The following is an 18,793-nucleotide window of genomic DNA, read 5'->3' as shown; positions in this document are numbered from 1 at the left end:
CTTACAGGAAGTAGAGGCGGTTGAGGGAGACGGAGTCGGCCGGTTCGGAGCGCAGCGGGTCGCCGTCGAGGGTGACGAGGCCGGTGGCGCCGTCCACTCCCACCGCTCCGGTACGGGAGTTGAGGAGGAGGTCGGCGGGGCCGATGCCCCTGGTGCCGCGGACGGCGACCCGGCGGCGGCGGGTGGGCAGCGTGTCGCCGCCCTGCTCGACGGCGGCCCGCGCCACGAACGCGACGGACAGCTCGGCAGGCGTGGCGCCGTGCCCGCCGAACAGCGGGCCCAGCACGAGCGGTTCGCAGGTGTCGGTCGCCGCGTTGGGGTCGCCGGTGACGCCCCAGGCCGGGAAACCGGACTTGAGGACCATCTGCGGCTTGGCGCCGAAGTAGGCCGGGCGCCACAGCACGATGTCGGCCATCTTGCCGGGCTCGATGGAGCCGATCTCGTGCGAGAGGCCGTGCGCGATGGCCGGGTTGATGGTGAGCTTGGCGATGTAGCGCAGGACGCGCGCGTTGTCGTCGCCGGGCCCGTCGCCCTCCAGGGGGCCGAGCTCGGCCTTCATCTTGCCGGCCATCGCGAACGTACGCCGTACGGTCTCGCCCGCGCGGCCCATGCCCTGCGCGTCGGACGAGGTGATGCCGATCGCGCCCAGGTCGTGCAGCACGTCCTCGGCGCCCATCGTCCCCGCGCGGATGCGGTCGCGGGCCATCGCCGCGTCGCCCGGCAGGTCGGTCTTGAGGTCGTGGACCGAGACGATCATTCCGTAGTGCTCGGCGACCGCGTCCCGGCCGAAGGGGAGGGTGGGGTTGGTCGAGGAGCCGATGACGTTCGGGACGCCGGCCATCTTCAGGACGTTGGGGACGTGGCCGCCGCCGCAGCCCTCGATGTGGAAGGCGTGGATGGTGCGGCCTTCCAGGACTTTCAGGGTGTCCTCGACGGTGAGGCATTCGTTCAACCCGTCGCTGTGCAGGGCGACTTGGACGTCGTGGTCCTCCGCGACGCGCAGGGCGGTGTCGAGCGCCCGGGTGTGCGCGCCCATGTCCTCGTGGACCTTGAAGCCGCAGGCGCCGCCCTCGGCCAGCGCCTCCACCAGCGGGGCGCCGTGGGAGGACGAGCCCCGGCCGAGGAAGCCGATGTTGACCGGCCACGCGTCGAACGCGGCGAAGGCGCCCCGCAGCGCCCAGGGCGAGTTGACGCCGACGCCCCAGACCGGGCCGAACTCCTGGCCGATGATCGTGGTGACGCCGGAGGCGAGCGAGGCCTCCATGATGCGCGGGGACAGCAGGTGCACATGGGGGTCGACGGCTCCGGCGGTCGCGATCAGCCCCTCGCCGGAGACGATCGAGGTGCCGGTGCCGACGACCACGTCCACGCCGTCGAGCGTGTCGGGGTTGCCGGCCCGCCCGACCGAGCAGATCCGGCCCTCGCGGATGCCGATGGACACCTTGCGGATTCCCTGCACCGCGTCGATCACGACGACGTTGCTGATGACGACGTCGCACGTGTCGCGCACGGCGGCGGCCTTCAGGTGCAGTCCGTCGCGGGCCGTCTTGCCGAAGCCGGCCAGGAACTCGTTCCCCGGCGCCTGGGAGTCGGACTCGACCCGGACGGTCAGGCCCGAGTCCCCGAGCCGGATCCGGTCCCCGGTGCGGGGGCCGTGCACGGAGGCGTACTCGTACGGGTCCATCACTTCTCTCCCTCTCGCGGCTCGCGCGCGCCGGCTCCCAGGTATCCGCAGGCGGCGGCCCTGCGCAGGGCTTCCGCCTTGGCGCCCGGCGCGTCCAGCGGCCCGTCGACCAGGCCGGCGAAACCGATCGCGATCCGGTCGCCGCCGATCGGTACGAGCCCGGCCTCGGCGCTCTCGCCGGGCCCGAACCGCACCGAGGAGCCGGCCGGGACGCACAGCCGCATGCCGTAGGCGGCGGCGCGGTCGAAGTCGAGCCGGGGGTTGGCCTCGAAGAAGTGGAAGTGCGAGGTGACCGAGATCGGCACGGTGGCCGTGTTGGTCACGCGCACCAGCACCTCGGGGGCGGTCTCGGGGTATCCCGCGCCGGGCAGCAGCGCGCCGGGGGCGTCCACGCCGGCCGTGCCGCCGATGGGGTCGCAGACCACCGCGAGCCGGGAGCCGTCGTCGAAGACGGCCTCGACGTGGACCTCGGTGACCACGTCGGACACGCCGGGCAGCACGTCGTCGGGGCCGAGCACGGACCGGGCCGCCTCGATGGCCTCGGCGAGCCGCCTGCCGTCCCGGGCCGCCTCGCAGACGGTGTCCGCGATCAGCGCGGTCGCCTCCGGCACGTTCAGCCTCAGCCCACGGGCCCTGCGGGATCGGGCCAGCTCGGCGGCACCGAACAGCAGCAGCCGGTCACGCTCCGTCGGGGTCAGTCGCACAGCACCACACCTCCTGTTTGAACGACACTCTAACCAGAGATTTCCGCGACAGGAAGGATTGACGGCACCGCTTGGCATGAGTCACATTGAGCGCCACTCAAACCCCCCGAGAGTGAGAGGCCCCGGCATGCCCATAGAACAGCGCGGAGTCGATACGGTCCCGGAAGCGGAACGCACCAGCGGGCCCCGCGATCTCGTCTCGATCCTGCTCGGCTCGAACCTCTGTCTCGGGGTGATCATCTTCGGCTGGCTGCCGGTCTCCTTCGGCCTCGGCTGGTGGGCCTCGGTCAGCGCCGTGGTCGCGGGAACGGTGGCCGGCACCCTGCTCACCGCGCCGCTCGCGCTGGTGTCCCTGCGGACGGCCACCAACCTGTCGACCTCCTCGGGCGCCCAATTCGGCGTACGGGGACGGCTGGTGGGATCGGTCGTGGGTCTGCTGCTCTCGCTCGGCTACACCGCCCTGACCGTGTGGATCGGCGGGGACGCCATGACCGGCGTCCTGCACCGCCTGTTCGGCCTGCCCGCCGGCGGCGTCTCGTACGGCATCGTGTACGCGCTGCTCGCCGGGGCCACCGTCATCGGCGCGGTGTACGGCTACCGGGTACTGCTGCGCCTCTCGCGCGTCCTGGCCGTGGTCATGACGGCGCTGCTCGTGGTCGGAATCGCCGCGTACGCACCCCACTTCACCACCGCCGCGCTGCCGGGCGCCGGGGGTTATCTGCTCGGCTCGTTCTGGCCGACCTGGTTGTTCGCGCTGGTGGCGGCGGGGCTGAGCGGCCCGATCGCGTTCATCACGCTGCTGGGTGACTACACGCGCTACATCTCACCGAACCGCCACCGCCCGCGCCGCGTCCTGCACGCCACCTGGCTCGGCCTGACGGCGGGGCTTCTCGTACCGCAGCTCTTCGGCACGTTCACCGCGTACGCGGCCCGCGCGGCCACCGATTACGCGGGGCCCCTGGTCTCGGCCGCCCCCGGCTGGTACCTGGTGCCGCTGCTGCTCTCCGCATCGGCGGGCTCGGTCGGCAACGCGGGTCTGATGCTCTACTCGATGGGCCTGGACCTCGACGCGATCCTGCCGCGCGCCTCGCGCACCCAGGCGACGTTCGCGGTGGCGGGCGTGGCCACGGTGTGCGTGTTCGCGGGGCACTTCGCGTGGGACGCGCAGGCCGCGATGACCTCGTTCGTGCTGCTGCTCACGGCGATCGGCACGCCCTGGGCGGTGATCACGTTGATCGGCTTCGTACGCTGTCGCGGCGTCTACGACGCGGACGCCCTCCAGGTCTTCAACCGCCGCTCACGGGGCGGCGTCTACTGGTACCGGGCCGGCTGGAACCCGCGCGCGGTGGTGTCCTGGGCGCTCGGCGCGGGCGTCGGCCTGCTGGCGGTGTCCCTGCCCAACTACCAGGGACCGATCCTGAGTTGGACCGGTGGCGTCGATTGCAGCTTCCTGCTGTCGGGCGTGGTGGGCGGCCTGGCCTACCTGGGCCTGACGGCGCGTCCCCGCACAGCCGAAAGGGCTGCCCCGGACGTGGAGTCCGAGGCAGCCCTGGCCGAGAGCTGAGCGCCCAAGGCCCCTAACCCAGCGGGTGCATCCAGCCGTGGGGGTCCGGGGCCGCGCCGGTCTGGAGGTCGAGCAGCGCCTTGCGGAGCTTCATCGTGACCTCGCCCGGCTCACCGTCTCCCTGCGTCCAGTTGTGGCGGGTGGACTTCACCGAGCCGACCGGGGTGATGACGGCGGCCGTACCGCAGGCGAACACCTCGGTCAGGGTGCCGTTCTCGTTGTCCCGCTTCCAGTCCTCCGTGGAGATCCGGCCCTCGACGGCCTCGTACCCGAGGTCGCGGGCGATCTTCAGAAGCGAGTCGCGGGTGATGCCGGGCAGCAGCGAACCGGTCAGCTCCGGCGTCACGATCTGCTGCGTTCCATCTTTCTGGCCGTACACGAAGTACAGGTTCATGCCGCCCATCTCCTCGATCCAGCGGTGCTCGACGGCGTCGAGCCAGACCACCTGGTCGCAGCCGTGCTGGGCGGCCTCGGCCTGGGCGACCAGGGACGCCGCGTAGTTGCCGCCGGTCTTCGCGGCGCCGGTGCCGCCCTTGACGGCCCGCACGTACTCCTCCGACAGCCAGACCGAGACGGGCTTCACGCCGCCGGGGAAGTAGGCGCCGGCCGGGGAGGCGATCACGATGAACAGGTACTCGTTGGCCGGCTTCACGCCGAGGCCGACCTCGGTCGCGATCATGAAGGGGCGCAGGTAGAGCGAGGCCTCGCCGGAGGACGGGACCCACGCCTTGTCCTGCTGGATCAGCGCGTCACAGGCGGCGATGAACAAGTCGGTGGGAAGCGCCGGCATCGCGATGCGGCGGGCGGAGTTCTGGAAGCGCTCGGCGTTGGCCTCGGGGCGGAACGTGGCGACCGTGCCGTCGGGCTGGCGGTAGGCCTTGAGTCCTTCGAAGATCGTCTGCGCGTAGTGCAGCGTCATGTTCGCCGGGTCCATCGACAGCGGGGCGTACGGCACGAGCTGGGCGTCGTGCCAGCCACGGCCCTCGGTCCAGCGGACCGTCACCATGTTGTCGGTGAAGTGGCGGCCGAAACCGGGGCTGGCCAGAATCGCCTCGCGCTCCGCGTCGGACAGCGGGTGCGAGGTGGGCTTGAGCTCGATCGTGGGCGTCGTCATGAGTGCTGTGTCCTTCACCGGTGGATAGTGACGGACCGCGCTCACGCCGCTGCCTGTGCTGGACGACTGAGCTGCTCCGCATGTCGCGGCCCTCGTCCGATTATCGCTCTTGGCCGGGCTTGGACATAACGGTGTGAGGTGCGGTCCGGGTTCGATGGTGTCACCCGGTGGCAGCATGCGAAAAGCCGCCGGGTGCGAAAGGCGCCCGGCGGCTGTCGTGTGGTGCGCCGGGGCTAGCCGGCTACGCGCGCGGCGAGCGCGTCGCCGATCTCGTCCGTGGTGCGAACCGCGGCGCCGCGGCCGGCGAGGTCCTCGGAGACGGCGCTCTCGATCCGGGCCGCCTCGTCCTCGTACCCGAGGTGACGCAGGAGCAGCGCGACGGACAGGATCGTGGCCGAGGGGTCGGCCTTGCCCTGGCCCGCGATGTCCGGCGCGGAGCCGTGCACCGGCTCGAACATCGAAGGGAAGGCGCCGCTCGGGTTGATGTTGCCCGAGGCCGCGACGCCGATGCCGCCGGAGACGGCAGCCGCGAGGTCGGTGATGATGTCGCCGAAGAGGTTGTCGGTGACGATCACGTCGAAGCGTCCGGGGTCGGTGACGAGGAAGATCGTCGCCGCGTCGACGTGCAGGTAGTCGGTGGTGACGTCGGGGAACTCCTTGGCCACCTCGTTGAAGATGTTGGTCCACAGATGACCGGCGTAGGCCAGGACGTTGTTCTTGTGGACCAGCGTCAGCTTCTTGCGCGGGCGGGCCTGGGCGCGGGCGAAGGCGTCGCGCACCACGCGCTCGACACCGAAGGCGGTGTTGACCGAGACCTCGGTGGCGACCTCGTGCGGGGTGCCCGTGCGGATGGAGCCGCCGTTGCCCGTATAGGGGCCCTCGGTGCCCTCGCGCACGACGACGAAATCGATCTCGGGCTGGCCGGCGAGCGGGGTCGCGACGCCGGGGAGCAGCCTGCTGGGGCGGAGGTTGACGTAGTGGTCGAAGAGGAAGCGGAGCTTCAGCAGGAAGCCGCGCTCCAGGACGCCGGAGGGGACCGTGGGGTCACCGATCGCGCCGAGGAGGATCGCGTCGTGCTGCTTGAGGGCGGCGACATCGGCGTCGGTGAGGGTTTCACCGGTGGCGTGGTAGCGCCGCGCGCCGAAGTCGAACTCCTTGGTCTCCAGCTTCACGTCCTGCGGAAGGACGGCTCGGAGAACCTTCAGGCCCTGGGCCACGACCTCTTGGCCGATGCCGTCACCGGGGATCACTGCGAGATTGATGCTGCGAGAACTTGCCGACATGGGGGAACCCTACTGGCCGTCCCAAGCTTTGACACCCGTCTGTCCACAGTGTGGACAGGCCTCGGTGGCTGCCGAGCGCGGTGGACGACGGGGCGGGCGTACGGCTCATCGCGGACGGCGGGGGGTGACGTGCGCTCGCCCGGCCGCCGTACGGGGCGGTCGGGCGGGCACGCGAACCGGGTGGCCGGGGTGCCGGGCGCGGAGGGCGGGCTCAGTGGCCCGTCGCGCCGCCGTTGTCCCGGCGGTCGAGCGCGCGCTGGAGGGCGGCTGCCGCGTTCTTGCGGTCGGACTCGCTGCTGCGCGACGAGTGGCGGACTCGGCGGGTGGACTGCTTGACCATGGGGATTCGACTCCTCTGCTGGGAGGGCCGGGGCAGGCCCGGGGGATGCAGTGAGGTGCCGGAAGGGGCGGGGAGCACGGCCACAGGGGTTGCCTGTCTGGGGGCACTGCGCTCACGACCGCCCTTCGCTTGATCAGCGAGACGTTCGGCTCCTACAAAGCTAAGCCGTCCACCGGAGTCTGTCTGCACAATTACTCGGACTTCCTACTATCTGAGACGGTCACCTTCGACGACGCCGGCCGGGACGGCCGTCCGGGCCGGGTACGCACCGCGTCCCCGGCGTCCCCGCGCAGCCGCAGCGCACCGAGGGCGGGGGCCAGACAGACCGCGCCGAGCAGGCAGAACGCCGTCGCGTAGGCGCCGGAGGGGGTATCGAGGAGCGCGCCGCCCAGGCGCAGCGCGACGGTCGCGACGGCCACCGCGAGGCCCCCGGCGAGTTGGTTGGCCGTCGCGGACAGCGCGTTGGCGTCCCGCAGCCGTTCGGGTGCCATGTCACTGAACGCGATGGTGGAGTAGCAGGTCAGACCGAGCGAGCGGGCGGCGCCGCCGAGCGTCACGAGGGCGGCGGTCACGGGAAGCGGGGTGGTGGCGCCGAGCAGCGCGCAGCCGGCGACGGCGAGTGCGAGCCCGACGGCCGAGACGAGCAGCAGCGGGCGGAATCCGAAGCGGTTGAGCAGCGGCGTGGTCGCGGGCTTGATGCCGATGTTGCCGACGAAGACGAACAGCACCACCGCGCCGGATTTCACCGCGCTCCACCCGAACACCTCCTGGAAGAGCAGGGGCAGCAGGAACGGCATGGAGCCGACGACGATCCAGAAGAGCGAGCCGCCGCTCACACTGGCCCGGAACGTCACCACGTCCAGGGTGCGCAGGTTCACCAACGGGTGGGCGGTGCGCAGCAGATGGCGTCCGGCGGCGGCGAGGACGAGAAGGGCGAGCGCGGCGAGCCAGGCAGGCGTCACCCAGCCGCTGCCCGGCTCGGCGACCAGGTGGGCGGCCCACGTCAGGGCGGCGAGCCCGGTGCAGCCGAGCAGCACGCCCGGCAGGTCGAGCGGCGGCGGGGCGGTGGTGGGCCCGGCCGTCACCAGGCGCCGGGCGAACGCGAACGCGAGGGCCCCGAGCGGGATGTTGACCAGGAAGATCCAGTGCCAGGTGGCGTACGTGGTGAGCACTCCGCCGAGCAGCGGCGCGACCACGGGCGCGAGCAGCCCCGGCCACACGATGTACGCCATGATCCTGGGGAGGTCGGTCCTCGCGGTGGTGCCGAGGACCAGCAGCCGGCCGACCGGGACCATCATCGCGCCCCCCGCGCCCTGCGCGACCCGCATCGCCACCAGCATCCCAAGGCTCCCGCTCAGGGCGCAGCCGACCGAGGCAAGGGTGAACAGGGCGATGGCGCTCAGGAAGATCCGCCGGGCGCCGTAGCGGGCGGTGAGCCAGCCGCTGAGCGGTATGAGCACGGCAAGGGTCAGCAGATAGACGGTGATGACCAGGCCCACGGAGGTGGGCGTGGTGGCGAGGGAGGCCGCCATCCGCGGGGCGGCGGTGGCCACGATGGTGCCGTCCAGCATCTCCATGAAGAAGCAGCCGGCGACGAGCAGGGCGGTGGCGCGCTGTCGGGTGTCAACCATGGGTTCAGCGTGGTGGGAGCCATTGCTGCACACAAGGTCCGATTGCGCACCCGAGGCGTGCGTCAGGTGCATCAGTGGCCCATACTCTTGGCATGCCTCAGCTGCCCGACATGAATCTGCTGCCCTCCCTCGACGCCCTGTTGCGGGCCGGCAGCGTGGCGGGGGCCGCCGCCGAGATGCGCGTCTCGCCGTCCGCGATGAGCCGGACCCTGGGGCGGCTGCGCCGGGTGGTGGGCGACGACCTGCTCGTGCCGTCCGGGCGCGGCCTGGCCCTGACGCCGCGCGCCCACGAGCTGCGGCCCCGCGTCGAGGCGGCCCTCGCATCGGCCGTGGCCGCCCTGCGCCCTCCGCCCCCGCTCGAACTGGCCACGCTGTCACGGGAGTTCACCATCCGCACCAATGACGGGGTGGCCGTGATCTTCGGCCCGGCCCTGACGGCGCGGGTGCTGCGGGACGCGCCCGGCGTACGCCTTCGCATCCTGCCGGAGGGCGACGAGAACCCGGCGGACCTGCGGGACTTCATCGATCTGGACGTCGGACAGATGGGCGAACTGCCGCACGACATTCGCAGCGCGCCCCTGGGCGCGTACGGCTACGCGGCGGTGGTGCGCGCGGACGGGCCCTACGCACGGGAGCGGTTGACGCCCGAGCGGTTCGCCGCGCTCCCCCACATCACCGTCACCCGGCGCGGCCGGGTGCGCGGCGTGGTCGACCAGCATCTCGCCCGACTCGGCCTGACCCGCGACGTACTGGCCACCGTGCCCACGTACACGGCGGCCTGCTTCTTCGCGCTGCGCTCCGACGCCCTCGCGCTTGTGCCCCGCCTCTTCGCCCTGGAGGCGGCCCGGGCGATGCCGCTCGCCGTCCTGGACATCCCCCTCGACCTTCCGGCCAGCCGGTTCACGCAGGCCTGGCACATGCGGGTGGACGCGGACCCGGCGCAGCGGTGGCTGCGAGGAGTGCTCACGGAGATCGTCGCGGACCTGGGCCGGGATGATCCGGCTCCCGCGTCCGGGCCGGCCACCGGCGCGGCATAACGTCTGGCCCATGACCGTATCGATCACCGTTCAGCAGACCGCCCGGCCCCAAGGGCTTCCCACCCCGGCCGACTTCGAGTTCGTCCACGCGCCCGTCCCGGATCCGGTGCCGGGCTCCGCGCTGGTGGAGAACCTGTATCTCTCCGTCGACCCCTACCACCGCGAGCTGATGGATGAGGAACCACTGCGCACCCCGCTGGAGGGCCGCGCCATCGGCCGGGTGGTCCTCTCGCGCGACCCGGCGCTGGCAGAGGGCGACCTCGTCCTGCACCGGCAGGGCTGGCGCACGCACGCGGTGGTCACCGCCGGCGCCGCGGGGACGCGCCGGATACGCGAGCACGAGGGCGTTCCGCTCTCGGCCCACCTCGGCATACTCGGCGGCACCGGCCTCACCGCCTATGTGGCCCTCACCCGGATCCTGAAGCTGCGGACCGGCGAAGACCTCTTCGTCACGGCGGCCGCCGGGGGCGTCGGCACGGCCGCAGGGCGCATCGCGCGGCTGCTCGGGGCGGGCCGGATCATCGGCAGCGCGGGATCGCGCAAGAAGGTCGAGTACCTGACGGACGCGGTCGGTTACGACGCCGCGTTCGACTACCACGACGGACCGGTGGGCGATCTGCTCGCCAAGGCCGCGCCCGGCGGCGTGCACGCGGTGGTCGAGAACGTCGGCGGGGACCATCTGGAGGGCGCGATCGCGGGCCTGCGCGACTTCGGCCGGATCGCCTGGGTCGGCGCGGTCTCTCAGTACAACAACCTCGGCCGGCCGCCCGCCGCGCCGCGCAACCTCTTCGACATCGTCGCCAAGAGCATCCGCCTGGAGGGCGTCCTGGTCCGCGACCACCGCGACGCGCAGGAGGAGTTGGAGGACTTCCTGGTGCCGCATCTGCGCTCGGGGCGGGTGACGTCGGACGAGACGGTGATCGAGGGCTTCGAGGGGATCCTGGACGGTTTCATCGGCATGCTGGGCGGGTCCAACACCGGAAAGCTCCTGATCCACGTCGGAGACTGACCCGGCCCGCTCCCCCGGGCCCCACCCGCTGCCGGACAACGACGCCCGCACGACAACCGGCATCACCACCTAGGTTGCATTCCTATCTAGGTGGTGATGGAATACAGGCATGGCCGCAGACCGCAGATCCAGCTGGCTCAAGGGCGTCCTCGACCTCCTCGTCCTGTCCTGTCTCGTCGATGGCGAGAGCTACGGGTATGAGATCTCCAAGGCGCTCACCGCCGCGGGGCTCGGGGAGATCAAGGGCGGCACCCTCTACCCCGTGCTCAACCGCCTCGAAGAAGCCGGCCTCGCCGTCGGTGAGTTCCGGGCGGCCGAGCGCGGGCCGGGGCGCCGCTACTACCGCCTGACCGACGACGGGCGCCGGGCGCTCGCCGAACAGGGCGCTTCCTGGCGGGAGTTCCACGCGGCCGTCACGACCATGCTCACCAGCACGCTTCCAGGGGGACCCGCGTGACCACCGCGTACTTCACCGAACTGAGCCGCCTCCTCACCGAGCGCGGGATGCCCGCGCCGCAGGTGGCGGCGACGGTCGCCGATCTGGAGGGCTACCTCGCGGAGTCCGGATCGACCGACGCCCACGAGGAGTTCGGGGCGCCGGACGTCTTCGCCGACCGCCTCACCCGCGGCCGCGCCGCCGAGCCGCCCGTGACCGGGCAGGAGACGTGGAAGTGGACCGCCGACATCTACACCGACCGGCGCCTGCTGAACGAGCACGGGGCGCAGGGCTGGGAGGTGGAGAGGGTCGATCCCCTGGGGCGTTTCGTGTGCCGCAGGCCCGACGCCGCGATGCGCTGGGAGTACCGGCGCGAGACCGCGCGGGGCGCCAAGGAGCGCGAGGCCCAGCTCGCCGCGCTCGCGCCGGACGGCTGGGAGCCGTGCGGCCGCTGGCTGCACATCACGTACTACAAGCGCCCGGCCTGGGCCAGTGCGGGCCCGGCCGCCGCGCTGGCCGCGCCCCCGCCGGCGCCCGCACGGACCATGTTCTTCAGCGCCAAGTTCCGCGCTCTGGTGGCGGTGTTCGTGGTGTGCGTGACGCTGTTGGTGATTCTCTTCGGCTTCGGCCTGGTCGACCTGGACGGACCCTGGGCCTGCGTCCGCCTGCTCGGCGCCGCCGTGGTGGGCCTCGCGCTCGGCTGGTTCGGCGTCAACCGGGACCTCGCCCGGGGGACCGAGAGCCGCTGACCCCCGGGAGTCACCGGCGGCCCCAGGGAGCTCGCGCCACGCCGCGGCCCTTTCAAGTCACGTACGCGCCAAGGGGCTTGGACCGGACCAAGTCCTTGGCCAGACTCTGACCATGCCGACACCTACCGAGCAGCACTGGACCCCGGTCCACGGCGAGCCCTACCGGCCCGTCCCCTACCGCCCGGCCCGGATGGCAACCGCCGAGACCCTGGCCCGGGCCGCCGAATTGCGCGCGCGCATGGACGAGCGCCGTACCGTACGCAGCTTCTCGCCCGACCCCGTCCCCGAGCAGGCCGTGCGCGACGCCGTCGCCTGCGCCGCGACCGCGCCGTCCGGCGCCCACCAGCAGCCCTGGACGTTCGTCCTGGTCAAGGACGCCGACGTACGGCGCCGGATCCGGGAGGCGGCCGAGGAGGAGGAACGCGTCTCCTACGACGGGCGGCTCGGCGAGGAGTGGCTCGCGGCGCTCCGGCCGATCGGCACGGACGCGGTCAAGACGCACCTCACCGACGCCCCGGTGCTGCTCGTGGTCTTCCAGCAGCGCTACTGGCTGGCCGACGACGGCACCAAGCACAAGCACTACTACGTCGACGAGTCGGTCGGCATCGCGGTCGGACTGCTGCTCAGCGCCCTGCACCAGTCGGGGCTCGCCGCGCTGGTCCACACGCCGAGCCCGATGCGCTTCTTGTCGCGGGTGCTGGACCGGCCCGCGAACGAGAAGGCGTTCGCGGTCATCCCGGTCGGCTATCCGGCCGACGACTGCGAGGTGCCGGACCTGGTGCGCAAGTCGCTCGGCCAGGTGCTCGTGGAGATCTGAGGTCCCTGGAGATCCGAGGCCCATGGAAACCGCCCCCGTCCTCGGTTGGGGGACCAAGGACGGGGGCGGGGTTTCGGTGCGACTACGGGTCAGCCCATGTGCGGGTAGGTGTAGTCGGTCGGCGGGACCAGCGTCTCCTTGATGGCGCGGGTCAGCGTCCAGCGCATCAGGTTCTGCGGGGCGCCCGCCTTGTCGTTGGTGCCGGACGCGCGGCCGCCGCCGAAGGGCTGCTGGCCGACGACGGCGCCGGTCGACTTGTCGTTGATGTAGAAGTTGCCCGCCGCGTAGCGGAGCTTGTCCATCGTGTACGCGGCCGCCGCGCGGTCGTTGGAGATGACGGCGCCGGTCAGGGCGTAGTCGGAGGCCGACTCCATCTGCTCCAGCATCTCGTCGTACTTGGCGTCGTCGTAGACGTGCACGGCGAGGATCGGGCCGAAGTACTCGGTCGTGAAGACCTCGTTGGCCGGGTCCGTGCACTCGATGACGGTCGGGCGCACGAAGTAGCCCACCGAGTCGTCGTAGGTGCCGCCCGCGACGATCGTGCAGGAGGCGTCGGCCTTCGCGCGGTCGATCGCGGCCTTGTTCTTGGCGAAGGAGCGCTCGTCGATGACCGCGCCGATGAAGTTCGACAGGTCGGTGACGTCACCCATGGTGATGCCGTCGACCTCGGCCGCGAACTCCTCCTTGAAGCCGTCGTTCCAGATGGACGCCGGGACGTAGGCGCGCGAGGACGCGGAGCACTTCTGGCCCTGGTACTCGAAGGAGCCACGGGTCAGCGCGGTCTTCAGGACCGCGCGGTCGGCGCTGGGGTGCGCGACGACGAAGTCCTTGCCGCCGGTCTCGCCGACCAGACGCGGGTAGGTGCGGTACTTCTCGATGTTGGTGCCGACCGTCTTCCACAGGTGCTGGAAGGTCTTGGTGGAACCCGTGAAGTGGATGCCCGCGAGGTCGCGGTGGTTCAGGGCGACCTCGGAGACGGCCAGGCCGTCACCGGTGACGAGGTTGATGACGCCCTTGGGCAGGCCCGCCTCCTCCAGGAGGCGCATGAGCAGCACGGCGGCGTGGGTCTGCGTCGGGGACGGCTTCCACACCACGACGTTGCCCATCAGGGCCGGGGCGGTCGGCAGGTTGCCCGCGATGGCCGTGAAGTTGAACGGCGTGATCGCGTACACGAAGCCCTCGAGCGGGCGGTGGTCCATGCGGTTCCACACGCCCGGGGAGTTCGCCGGGGGCTGCTCGGCGAGCAGGTTGCGCGCGTAGTGCACGTTGAAGCGCCAGAAGTCGACGAGCTCGCACGGGGTGTCGATCTCGGCCTGCTGGGCGGTCTTGGACTGGCCGAGCATGGTGGAGGCGGCCAGCGTCTCGCGCCAGGGGCCCGACAGGAGCTCGGCGGCGCGCAGGATGATCGCGGCGCGGTCGTCGAAGGACATCGCGCGCCAGGCCGGGGCGGCGGCGAGGGCGGCGTCGATGGCGTCCTTGGCGTCCTGCTCGGTGGCGTTGGCGTAGGTGCCGATGACCGCCTTGTGGTTGTGCGGCTGCACGACGTCGAAGCGCTCACCGCCGCCCATCCGCTTGACACCGTTGATGGTCATCGGCAGGTCGACGGGGTTCTCGGCCAGCTCCTTGAGCTTGGCTTCCAGACGGGCGCGCTCCGGGGAACCAGGGGCGTAGCCGTGCACCGGCTCGTTGACCGGGGCGGGGACCTGGGTCACAGCGTCCATGAGTTCCTTGACTCCTTTGTGAGGGGTGTTCGGGCGACCGGAGGGTCTTGGGCCTGTCCGAAATCTAGTTCTTTGTGATCATCGAGCGGACGAAGAAGAGCAGGTTGGCCGGCTTCTCCGCGAGGCGCCGCATGAAGTAGCCGTACCAGTCGGTGCCGTACGCGGTGTAGACACGCATCCGGTGGCCCTCGGCGGCGAGCCGCAGGTGCTCCTCGCTGCGGATCCCGTAGAGCATCTGGAACTCGTACTCATCCAGCTTGCGCCCCGCACGCCGCGCGAGCTCCTGTCCGATGGCTATCAGACGCGGGTCGTGGGACCCGATCATCGGGTAGCCCTCGCCCTCCATGAGGATCTTCAGGATGCGGACGTACGCCTTGTCGGTCTCGCTCTTGTTCTGGTAGGCGACCTCGGCGGGCTCCTTGTAGGCGCCCTTCACGATACGCACCCGGCTGCCCGCGGCGGCAAGGCGGCGGGCGTCGGCCTCGGTGCGGAAGAGATAGGCCTGGATGACGCAGCCGGTCTCCGGGAAGTCCTTCCGCAGCTCCTCGTGGATGGCGAACATCGAGTCGAGGGTGGTGTGGTCCTCGGCGTCCAGGGTGACCGTGGTGCCGATCGCGGCGGCGGCCTCGACGACGGGGCGCACATTGGCCAGGGCCAGCTCGTGGCCGCCGGGGAATGTGGCAGCGGGCCCGGAGGGCCCTCCGTCGAGGGCGGTGGCGGGCGACGGGAGGGACTGGCCGAACATGGAGAGCTTCACGGACATCTCGGCCTTGGGGCCGTGGCCGAGCTCCTTGAGGCGTTCGATGAGCTCCAGATAGGCGTCGCGCGCGTGGGCGGCCTGCTCGGGGGTGGTGATGTCCTCGCCCACCACGTCCAGGGTCAGCTCAAGGCCCTTGGCGACGGTCTCCTCGATGATCGGCACGACCTGCCCGACCGTCTCACCGGGGATGAACCGGTTCACCACGGGCTTGGTCATCGGGGCAGCCGAAACAAGCCTGCGCATCTTGTCGCTGCGCGACGCGGCGAGGATCACGGGACCCAGCACGGGGCACCTCCACGGAAAGAAACAGGACGGGGCCGCGACCAGGGCCGGAGGGCCCACAGGGCGCCTTCCCGGCGTGCCGGCGACGGCACGGAGAACCACCGTGAAACCTAAGGATCTCCACGATCCTCTGCCATCGACAGCTGTCACGCATCCGTGGTCCCGATCTCATACATCTGTCTGAAGCAGCGCGCGCGATGAGCGAGAATGGCTCCCGTGAAGGGCGACTACCAGGATCTGGTCGATGAAATCTCGGCGCTGCTCGGCGCTCCCGCGACGCTGGAGAACCGGGATTTCGGGCTGATCGCCTTCGGCGCGCACGATTCCGACAGCGGTTTCGGCGAGCTCACACTCGACCCGGTGCGCACCCGCTCCATCCTGACCAGGAAGTCCACCCCGGCCGTCCGCGCCTGGTTCGAGGGGTTCGGCATCACCCGCGCCACCGCCCCCGTCCGTATCCCGGCCGCGCCCGACGCCGGGGTCCTGCGCGCCCGGATCTGTCTTCCGGTACGCCACCGGGGCGTCGCGCTCGGATACGTCTGGCTGCTCGACGACGAGCCGGGGCCCGGCGAGGACAAGCTGGCCGCCGCGATGGAGGTGGCCGCGCGGATCGGGGTGCTGCTCGCGGACGAGGCACAGGCGGGCGCCGACCTCTCGCGCGAGTTCCGGGCGGCCCTGACCGCCGAGCGCGGCTGGCAGCGCGACACCGCGACGGCCGCCCTGACGGCGGCGCTCGGGCCCGACGCCGAGGGCCTGCACGCCCTGGTGTGTGTCGCGCCCTGGGGTGCGGGCGATGCCCCCTCGGCGCGTACGGTGCCGGGCGCGGCGGCGGTGTGCGCGCTGCCGTGGGACTTGGCCGCACGGGACGGCGGGCAGTGGCTGGCCGCGCTGGTGCGGCTGCGCTCCGCGGACGCGCTCGCCCCGGCGAGGACGGCGGCGGAACGGCTGCGCGGCGAGGCGGGGGCCGACGCGGCGGCCGGGGTGGCGCCGGCCCGCAGGGGCCTGGCCGACCTCGCGCTGTCCTGCCGCGAGGCAACCTCCGCCGTGCGCGCGGCACTTGCCGAGCCCCGGCTCGGGCCAATCGCCCAGTGGTCGGCGATCGGACCGTACCGGATGCTGACCGCGCTGCCCCCCGCCCACGAGCAGGACCCGGCGGTGCGCGCGCTGTTGACCGCATCGCACGCCGAACTCGCCCACACCGCCGAGGTGTTCCTCGACTGCGCGGGCCAGGCGGGCCGCGCGGCGGCCGCGCTCGGCATCCACCGCCAGACCCTCTACTACCGCCTCTCGCGCGTCGAGCACCTGACCGGCCTCGACCTGGACCAGGGCGAGGACCGGCTGCTGTTGCACATGGCCCTGAAGGCCGCCCGGCTCTGAGCCGCCGTGGGTTCCGCGATGGGCCGCGCGCCGCACCCGCGAGATGCGCACCGAGGGGGTGCGTGGGAAGCACGAACGGCCGATGGCGTCAGTCTGACCGGCCACGCCGGGGTGGCGTCAAAGAGCTGCGCCTGCGCGCTCCGCTTTCACGGCGATGTCCGGATCGTTTGCCGACGCTCCGGCCGGTCAGCGGGGCGAAGGGGTCAAGGTGCGTCCCTGCGTCTGTCCCATGACCACCTCGACGTAGGCGTGGGCGACGTCTCTCACCGGTGTGCCTCCCCTGGGGTCCATGCCCAGCTCTTCGAGCGTCTCCTTCACCCATCCCGGGCTGACGACGTTCACTCTCAGCCCGCGAGGCATCTCGATGGCCGCGGCCCGGACGAACGCCTCCAGTCCGGCGTTGACAAGAGCGCCGAACGAGCTGCCCGGCGTGGGCTCCTGAAAGGTACCGCTGGTGAGGGTGATGGACCCCCCGTCCCTGACGTGATCCACTGCCCGGCGGACCAACGCCACCTGCCCCAGCAGTTTGCCTTCCAGGCCGAGAGTGAATGCGTCGTCCGAAGGAGACGAGAGTGGGGTCAGCCGACCGCCGGCCGCGCAGCAGATGACCGCGTCCACGGTGCCGACGGAGCCGAAGAGGGCGTCGATGGAGGCCGGTATTCCCAGGTCGACCCGCGTGCCGGCGTTGCGTGAAGCCCGTATCACCTCATGCTCGGTCGCCAGCGCGTCTGCGACCGCGCGGCCGATGGTGCCGGTCGCCCCGATCACGAGGATCTTCATGACAATTCCTTCTGTCCACGGGCGAGGCGGGCCGGAAGGGGGGCCAACGGGAAGTTGGCCCAGACGTAGGTGTCCATCTGGTGTTGGTCTCCGCTGAGGTTGTCCACCCGGTCGACCTGGCCGTCGGCGTCGAAGTGCCACACCAGCGCCCACATCGTGTCGACTCGGCCCACGCCCTGGGTCGTCCAGCCCCGGTGGATGTCTACGACGTACTCACCGTCGCCGCCGAGAAATACGGATTCGGCCTGGAAGCCCGCCTTGCCGAGCTGACCGAAGAAGCTGAGCACTTCGTCGACTCCGTGTTTGGTCCCTGACAACGGGTGGTGGCCCGGAATGGTCCACTCGATGTCCGGAGCCAGGACCGCGCTCATCGCCGTGACGTCGTTGGCGGCGTAGGCGGAGAAGAAGCGGTTGATGGCCTCGATCTTCGGTTCGGGCACGGCTTCACTCGTCGTCATCTGGATGCTCTCCGCAGGTTCGGTACCGGGCCGTCCCGGTCGCGTGGTCAACGCTCTCGCCGGCCCACCGCTGCCGTCCAATACCCGCTTCCATAACCTGGCGGCATGGATGTCGACACCCGCTTGTTGCGGTACTTCGCCACGGTGGTCGAGGAAGGCAACCTCACACGGGCCGCCGCACGGCTCTACCTCTCTCAGCCCGCGCTGACGAAACAGATACGGCGGCTGGAAGCCCAGCTGGGAGTGGACCTGTTCATCCGTTCCCGTGCGGGCATGACCCCCACCGAGGCCGGTGAGGCTCTGGCCGTCCACGCCGGCGCCGTGCTGACCGCTTGGGAGAACGCGCTGCGCGTCACCCGGGCGGCCACGGCCCGGGCCGCACGGGCGCTACGGGTCGGCTTCGTGGCCAGCGCCGCCAACGAGCAGACCCGGCTGATCATCGCCGATTTCGCCCGACGGCGCCCCGGCCGGCGGGTCCAGATGCGACAGACCGAGTGGACCGACCCCACCGCCGGACTGGCCACCGGCGACGTCGACGTGGCGCTGCTGCGCCTGCCAGTGCCGGCGCAGAGCGACTTCGACGTCGAGGTGCTGCTGACCGAGCCGCGCTGGATCGCCCTGCCCGCAGGGCATCGCCTCGCGGGGAACGATCGGATCCGGTTCCGGGATCTGTACGACGAACCCTTCGTGGCGACTCCCGCCGAGTCGGGGGAATGGCGCGACTACTGGCTCGCGACCGATGAGCGCGAGGGGCACCCGGTGCGCATCGGCGCGGTCGCGCACCACCCCGATGAATGGCTCAACGCGATCGCCCACGGCCAGGGCGTCAGCCTCACCCCCGAGGCGACCGCCCGCTTCTACCAGCGCCCGGACATCGTCTACCGGCCCGTCACGGGCGTCAGCCCCAGCCGGATCGCCGTCGCCAGATTCCGTACCCAACGGGACGACACCGTCGACGCCTTCGTCCGCAGCTGCCGTGCCGTATGCGGAGACGGCAGTCCCGCGGGCGGCCCGACCATGGACAGGTGACCGAGACCAGGCCGGCAC

18 protein-coding genes are annotated in these 18,793 nt (G+C 71.4%); 8 read left to right on the top strand and 10 right to left on the bottom strand.

Annotated elements, in window-relative coordinates; all coding sequences use genetic code 11:
• Position 1: 1 nt before the first annotated feature.
• On the bottom strand, positions 2-1,684 hold the full coding sequence (locus ABR738_RS28725) for an urease subunit alpha (RefSeq protein WP_350232847.1): 1,683 nt from the start codon (positions 1,682-1,684) through the stop codon (positions 2-4).
• Positions 1,684-2,388, bottom strand: coding sequence for an urease subunit gamma (ureA, locus tag ABR738_RS28720; RefSeq protein WP_350232846.1), 705 nt, complete (start codon positions 2,386-2,388; stop codon positions 1,684-1,686). The genes ABR738_RS28725 and ureA overlap by 1 nt, the downstream gene beginning before the upstream one ends.
• A gap of 127 nt (positions 2,389-2,515) precedes the next feature.
• Between ureA and ABR738_RS28715 the strand changes: the two genes are divergently transcribed.
• Complete coding sequence (locus ABR738_RS28715) at positions 2,516-3,952, top strand: cytosine permease (RefSeq protein ID WP_350232845.1); 1,437 nt, start codon at positions 2,516-2,518, stop codon at positions 3,950-3,952.
• Between the two features lie 13 nt (positions 3,953-3,965).
• On the opposite strand, the gene ABR738_RS28710 is transcribed toward ABR738_RS28715, so the two are convergent.
• From ABR738_RS28710 to ABR738_RS28695, 4 genes are all read right to left on the bottom strand, one after another.
• Positions 3,966-5,066, bottom strand: coding sequence for a branched-chain amino acid aminotransferase (locus ABR738_RS28710; protein WP_350232844.1), 1,101 nt, complete (start codon positions 5,064-5,066; stop codon positions 3,966-3,968).
• Between the two features lie 233 nt (positions 5,067-5,299).
• Positions 5,300-6,349: a 3-isopropylmalate dehydrogenase gene (locus ABR738_RS28705; RefSeq protein WP_350232843.1), complete on the bottom strand. Its 1,050-nt coding sequence runs from the start codon at positions 6,347-6,349 to the stop codon at positions 5,300-5,302.
• 211 nt (positions 6,350-6,560) lie between these two features.
• Positions 6,561-6,689, bottom strand: a complete 129-nt coding sequence (locus ABR738_RS28700; RefSeq protein ID WP_350232842.1) for a hypothetical protein — start codon at positions 6,687-6,689, stop codon at positions 6,561-6,563.
• A 191-nt stretch (positions 6,690-6,880) separates the two neighbouring features.
• Positions 6,881-8,320, bottom strand: coding sequence for an MFS transporter (locus ABR738_RS28695; RefSeq protein ID WP_350232841.1), 1,440 nt, complete (start codon positions 8,318-8,320; stop codon positions 6,881-6,883).
• A gap of 92 nt (positions 8,321-8,412) precedes the next feature.
• Here ABR738_RS28695 and ABR738_RS28690 point away from each other — a divergent pair, with 92 nt between their 5' ends.
• From ABR738_RS28690 to ABR738_RS28670, 5 genes are all read left to right on the top strand, one after another.
• Complete coding sequence (locus ABR738_RS28690; protein ID WP_350232840.1) at positions 8,413-9,357, top strand: LysR family transcriptional regulator; 945 nt, start codon at positions 8,413-8,415, stop codon at positions 9,355-9,357.
• A gap of 10 nt (positions 9,358-9,367) precedes the next feature.
• Entirely contained in the window at positions 9,368-10,366 is a 999-nt protein-coding gene (locus ABR738_RS28685; protein ID WP_350232839.1) for a zinc-binding dehydrogenase, read from the top strand.
• 109 nt (positions 10,367-10,475) lie between these two features.
• Positions 10,476-10,823, top strand: coding sequence for a PadR family transcriptional regulator (locus tag ABR738_RS28680; protein ID WP_350232838.1), 348 nt, complete (start codon positions 10,476-10,478; stop codon positions 10,821-10,823).
• Positions 10,820-11,551 carry a hypothetical protein gene (locus tag ABR738_RS28675; RefSeq protein WP_350232837.1) on the top strand — a complete coding sequence of 244 codons (732 nt, stop codon included), beginning with the start codon at positions 10,820-10,822 and terminating at the stop codon, positions 11,549-11,551. The genes ABR738_RS28680 and ABR738_RS28675 overlap by 4 nt, the downstream gene beginning before the upstream one ends.
• 112 nt (positions 11,552-11,663) lie before the next feature.
• On the top strand, positions 11,664-12,368 hold the full coding sequence (locus tag ABR738_RS28670; RefSeq protein ID WP_350232836.1) for a nitroreductase family protein: 705 nt from the start codon (positions 11,664-11,666) through the stop codon (positions 12,366-12,368).
• A gap of 89 nt (positions 12,369-12,457) precedes the next feature.
• On the opposite strand, the gene pruA is transcribed toward ABR738_RS28670, so the two are convergent.
• Together pruA and ABR738_RS28660 are read right to left on the bottom strand one after the other, a co-directional pair.
• Positions 12,458-14,089 (bottom strand): L-glutamate gamma-semialdehyde dehydrogenase, encoded by a 1,632-nt coding sequence (pruA, locus tag ABR738_RS28665; RefSeq protein ID WP_350232835.1) that lies wholly within the window; start codon positions 14,087-14,089, stop codon positions 12,458-12,460.
• Between the two features lie 64 nt (positions 14,090-14,153).
• Positions 14,154-15,134: a proline dehydrogenase family protein gene (locus ABR738_RS28660; protein WP_350232834.1), complete on the bottom strand. Its 981-nt coding sequence runs from the start codon at positions 15,132-15,134 to the stop codon at positions 14,154-14,156.
• Positions 15,135-15,338: 204 nt separating this feature from the next.
• Between ABR738_RS28660 and ABR738_RS28655 the strand changes: the two genes are divergently transcribed.
• Positions 15,339-16,508: a PucR family transcriptional regulator gene (locus tag ABR738_RS28655; protein WP_350232833.1), complete on the top strand. Its 1,170-nt coding sequence runs from the start codon at positions 15,339-15,341 to the stop codon at positions 16,506-16,508.
• A gap of 186 nt (positions 16,509-16,694) precedes the next feature.
• Here the strand turns inward: ABR738_RS28655 and ABR738_RS28650 are convergent, their stop codons facing one another.
• Positions 16,695-17,288, bottom strand: a complete 594-nt coding sequence (locus tag ABR738_RS28650) for a short chain dehydrogenase (protein ID WP_350232832.1) — start codon at positions 17,286-17,288, stop codon at positions 16,695-16,697.
• Positions 17,285-17,746, bottom strand: a complete 462-nt coding sequence (locus tag ABR738_RS28645) for a nuclear transport factor 2 family protein (protein WP_350232831.1) — start codon at positions 17,744-17,746, stop codon at positions 17,285-17,287. Before ABR738_RS28645 ends, ABR738_RS28650 begins: the two co-directional genes overlap by 4 nt.
• A gap of 105 nt (positions 17,747-17,851) precedes the next feature.
• Here ABR738_RS28645 and ABR738_RS28640 point away from each other — a divergent pair, with 105 nt between their 5' ends.
• A complete protein-coding gene (locus ABR738_RS28640) occupies positions 17,852-18,775 on the top strand; it encodes a LysR family transcriptional regulator (protein ID WP_350232830.1) in 924 nt (307 codons plus the stop codon).
• Positions 18,776-18,793 lie beyond the last annotated feature (18 nt).

The organism is Streptomyces sp. Edi4 (assembly GCF_040253615.1).
Lineage (GTDB): Bacteria > Actinomycetota > Actinomycetes > Streptomycetales > Streptomycetaceae > Streptomyces.
This window is presented reverse-complemented; position numbering and strand designations above follow the sequence as displayed.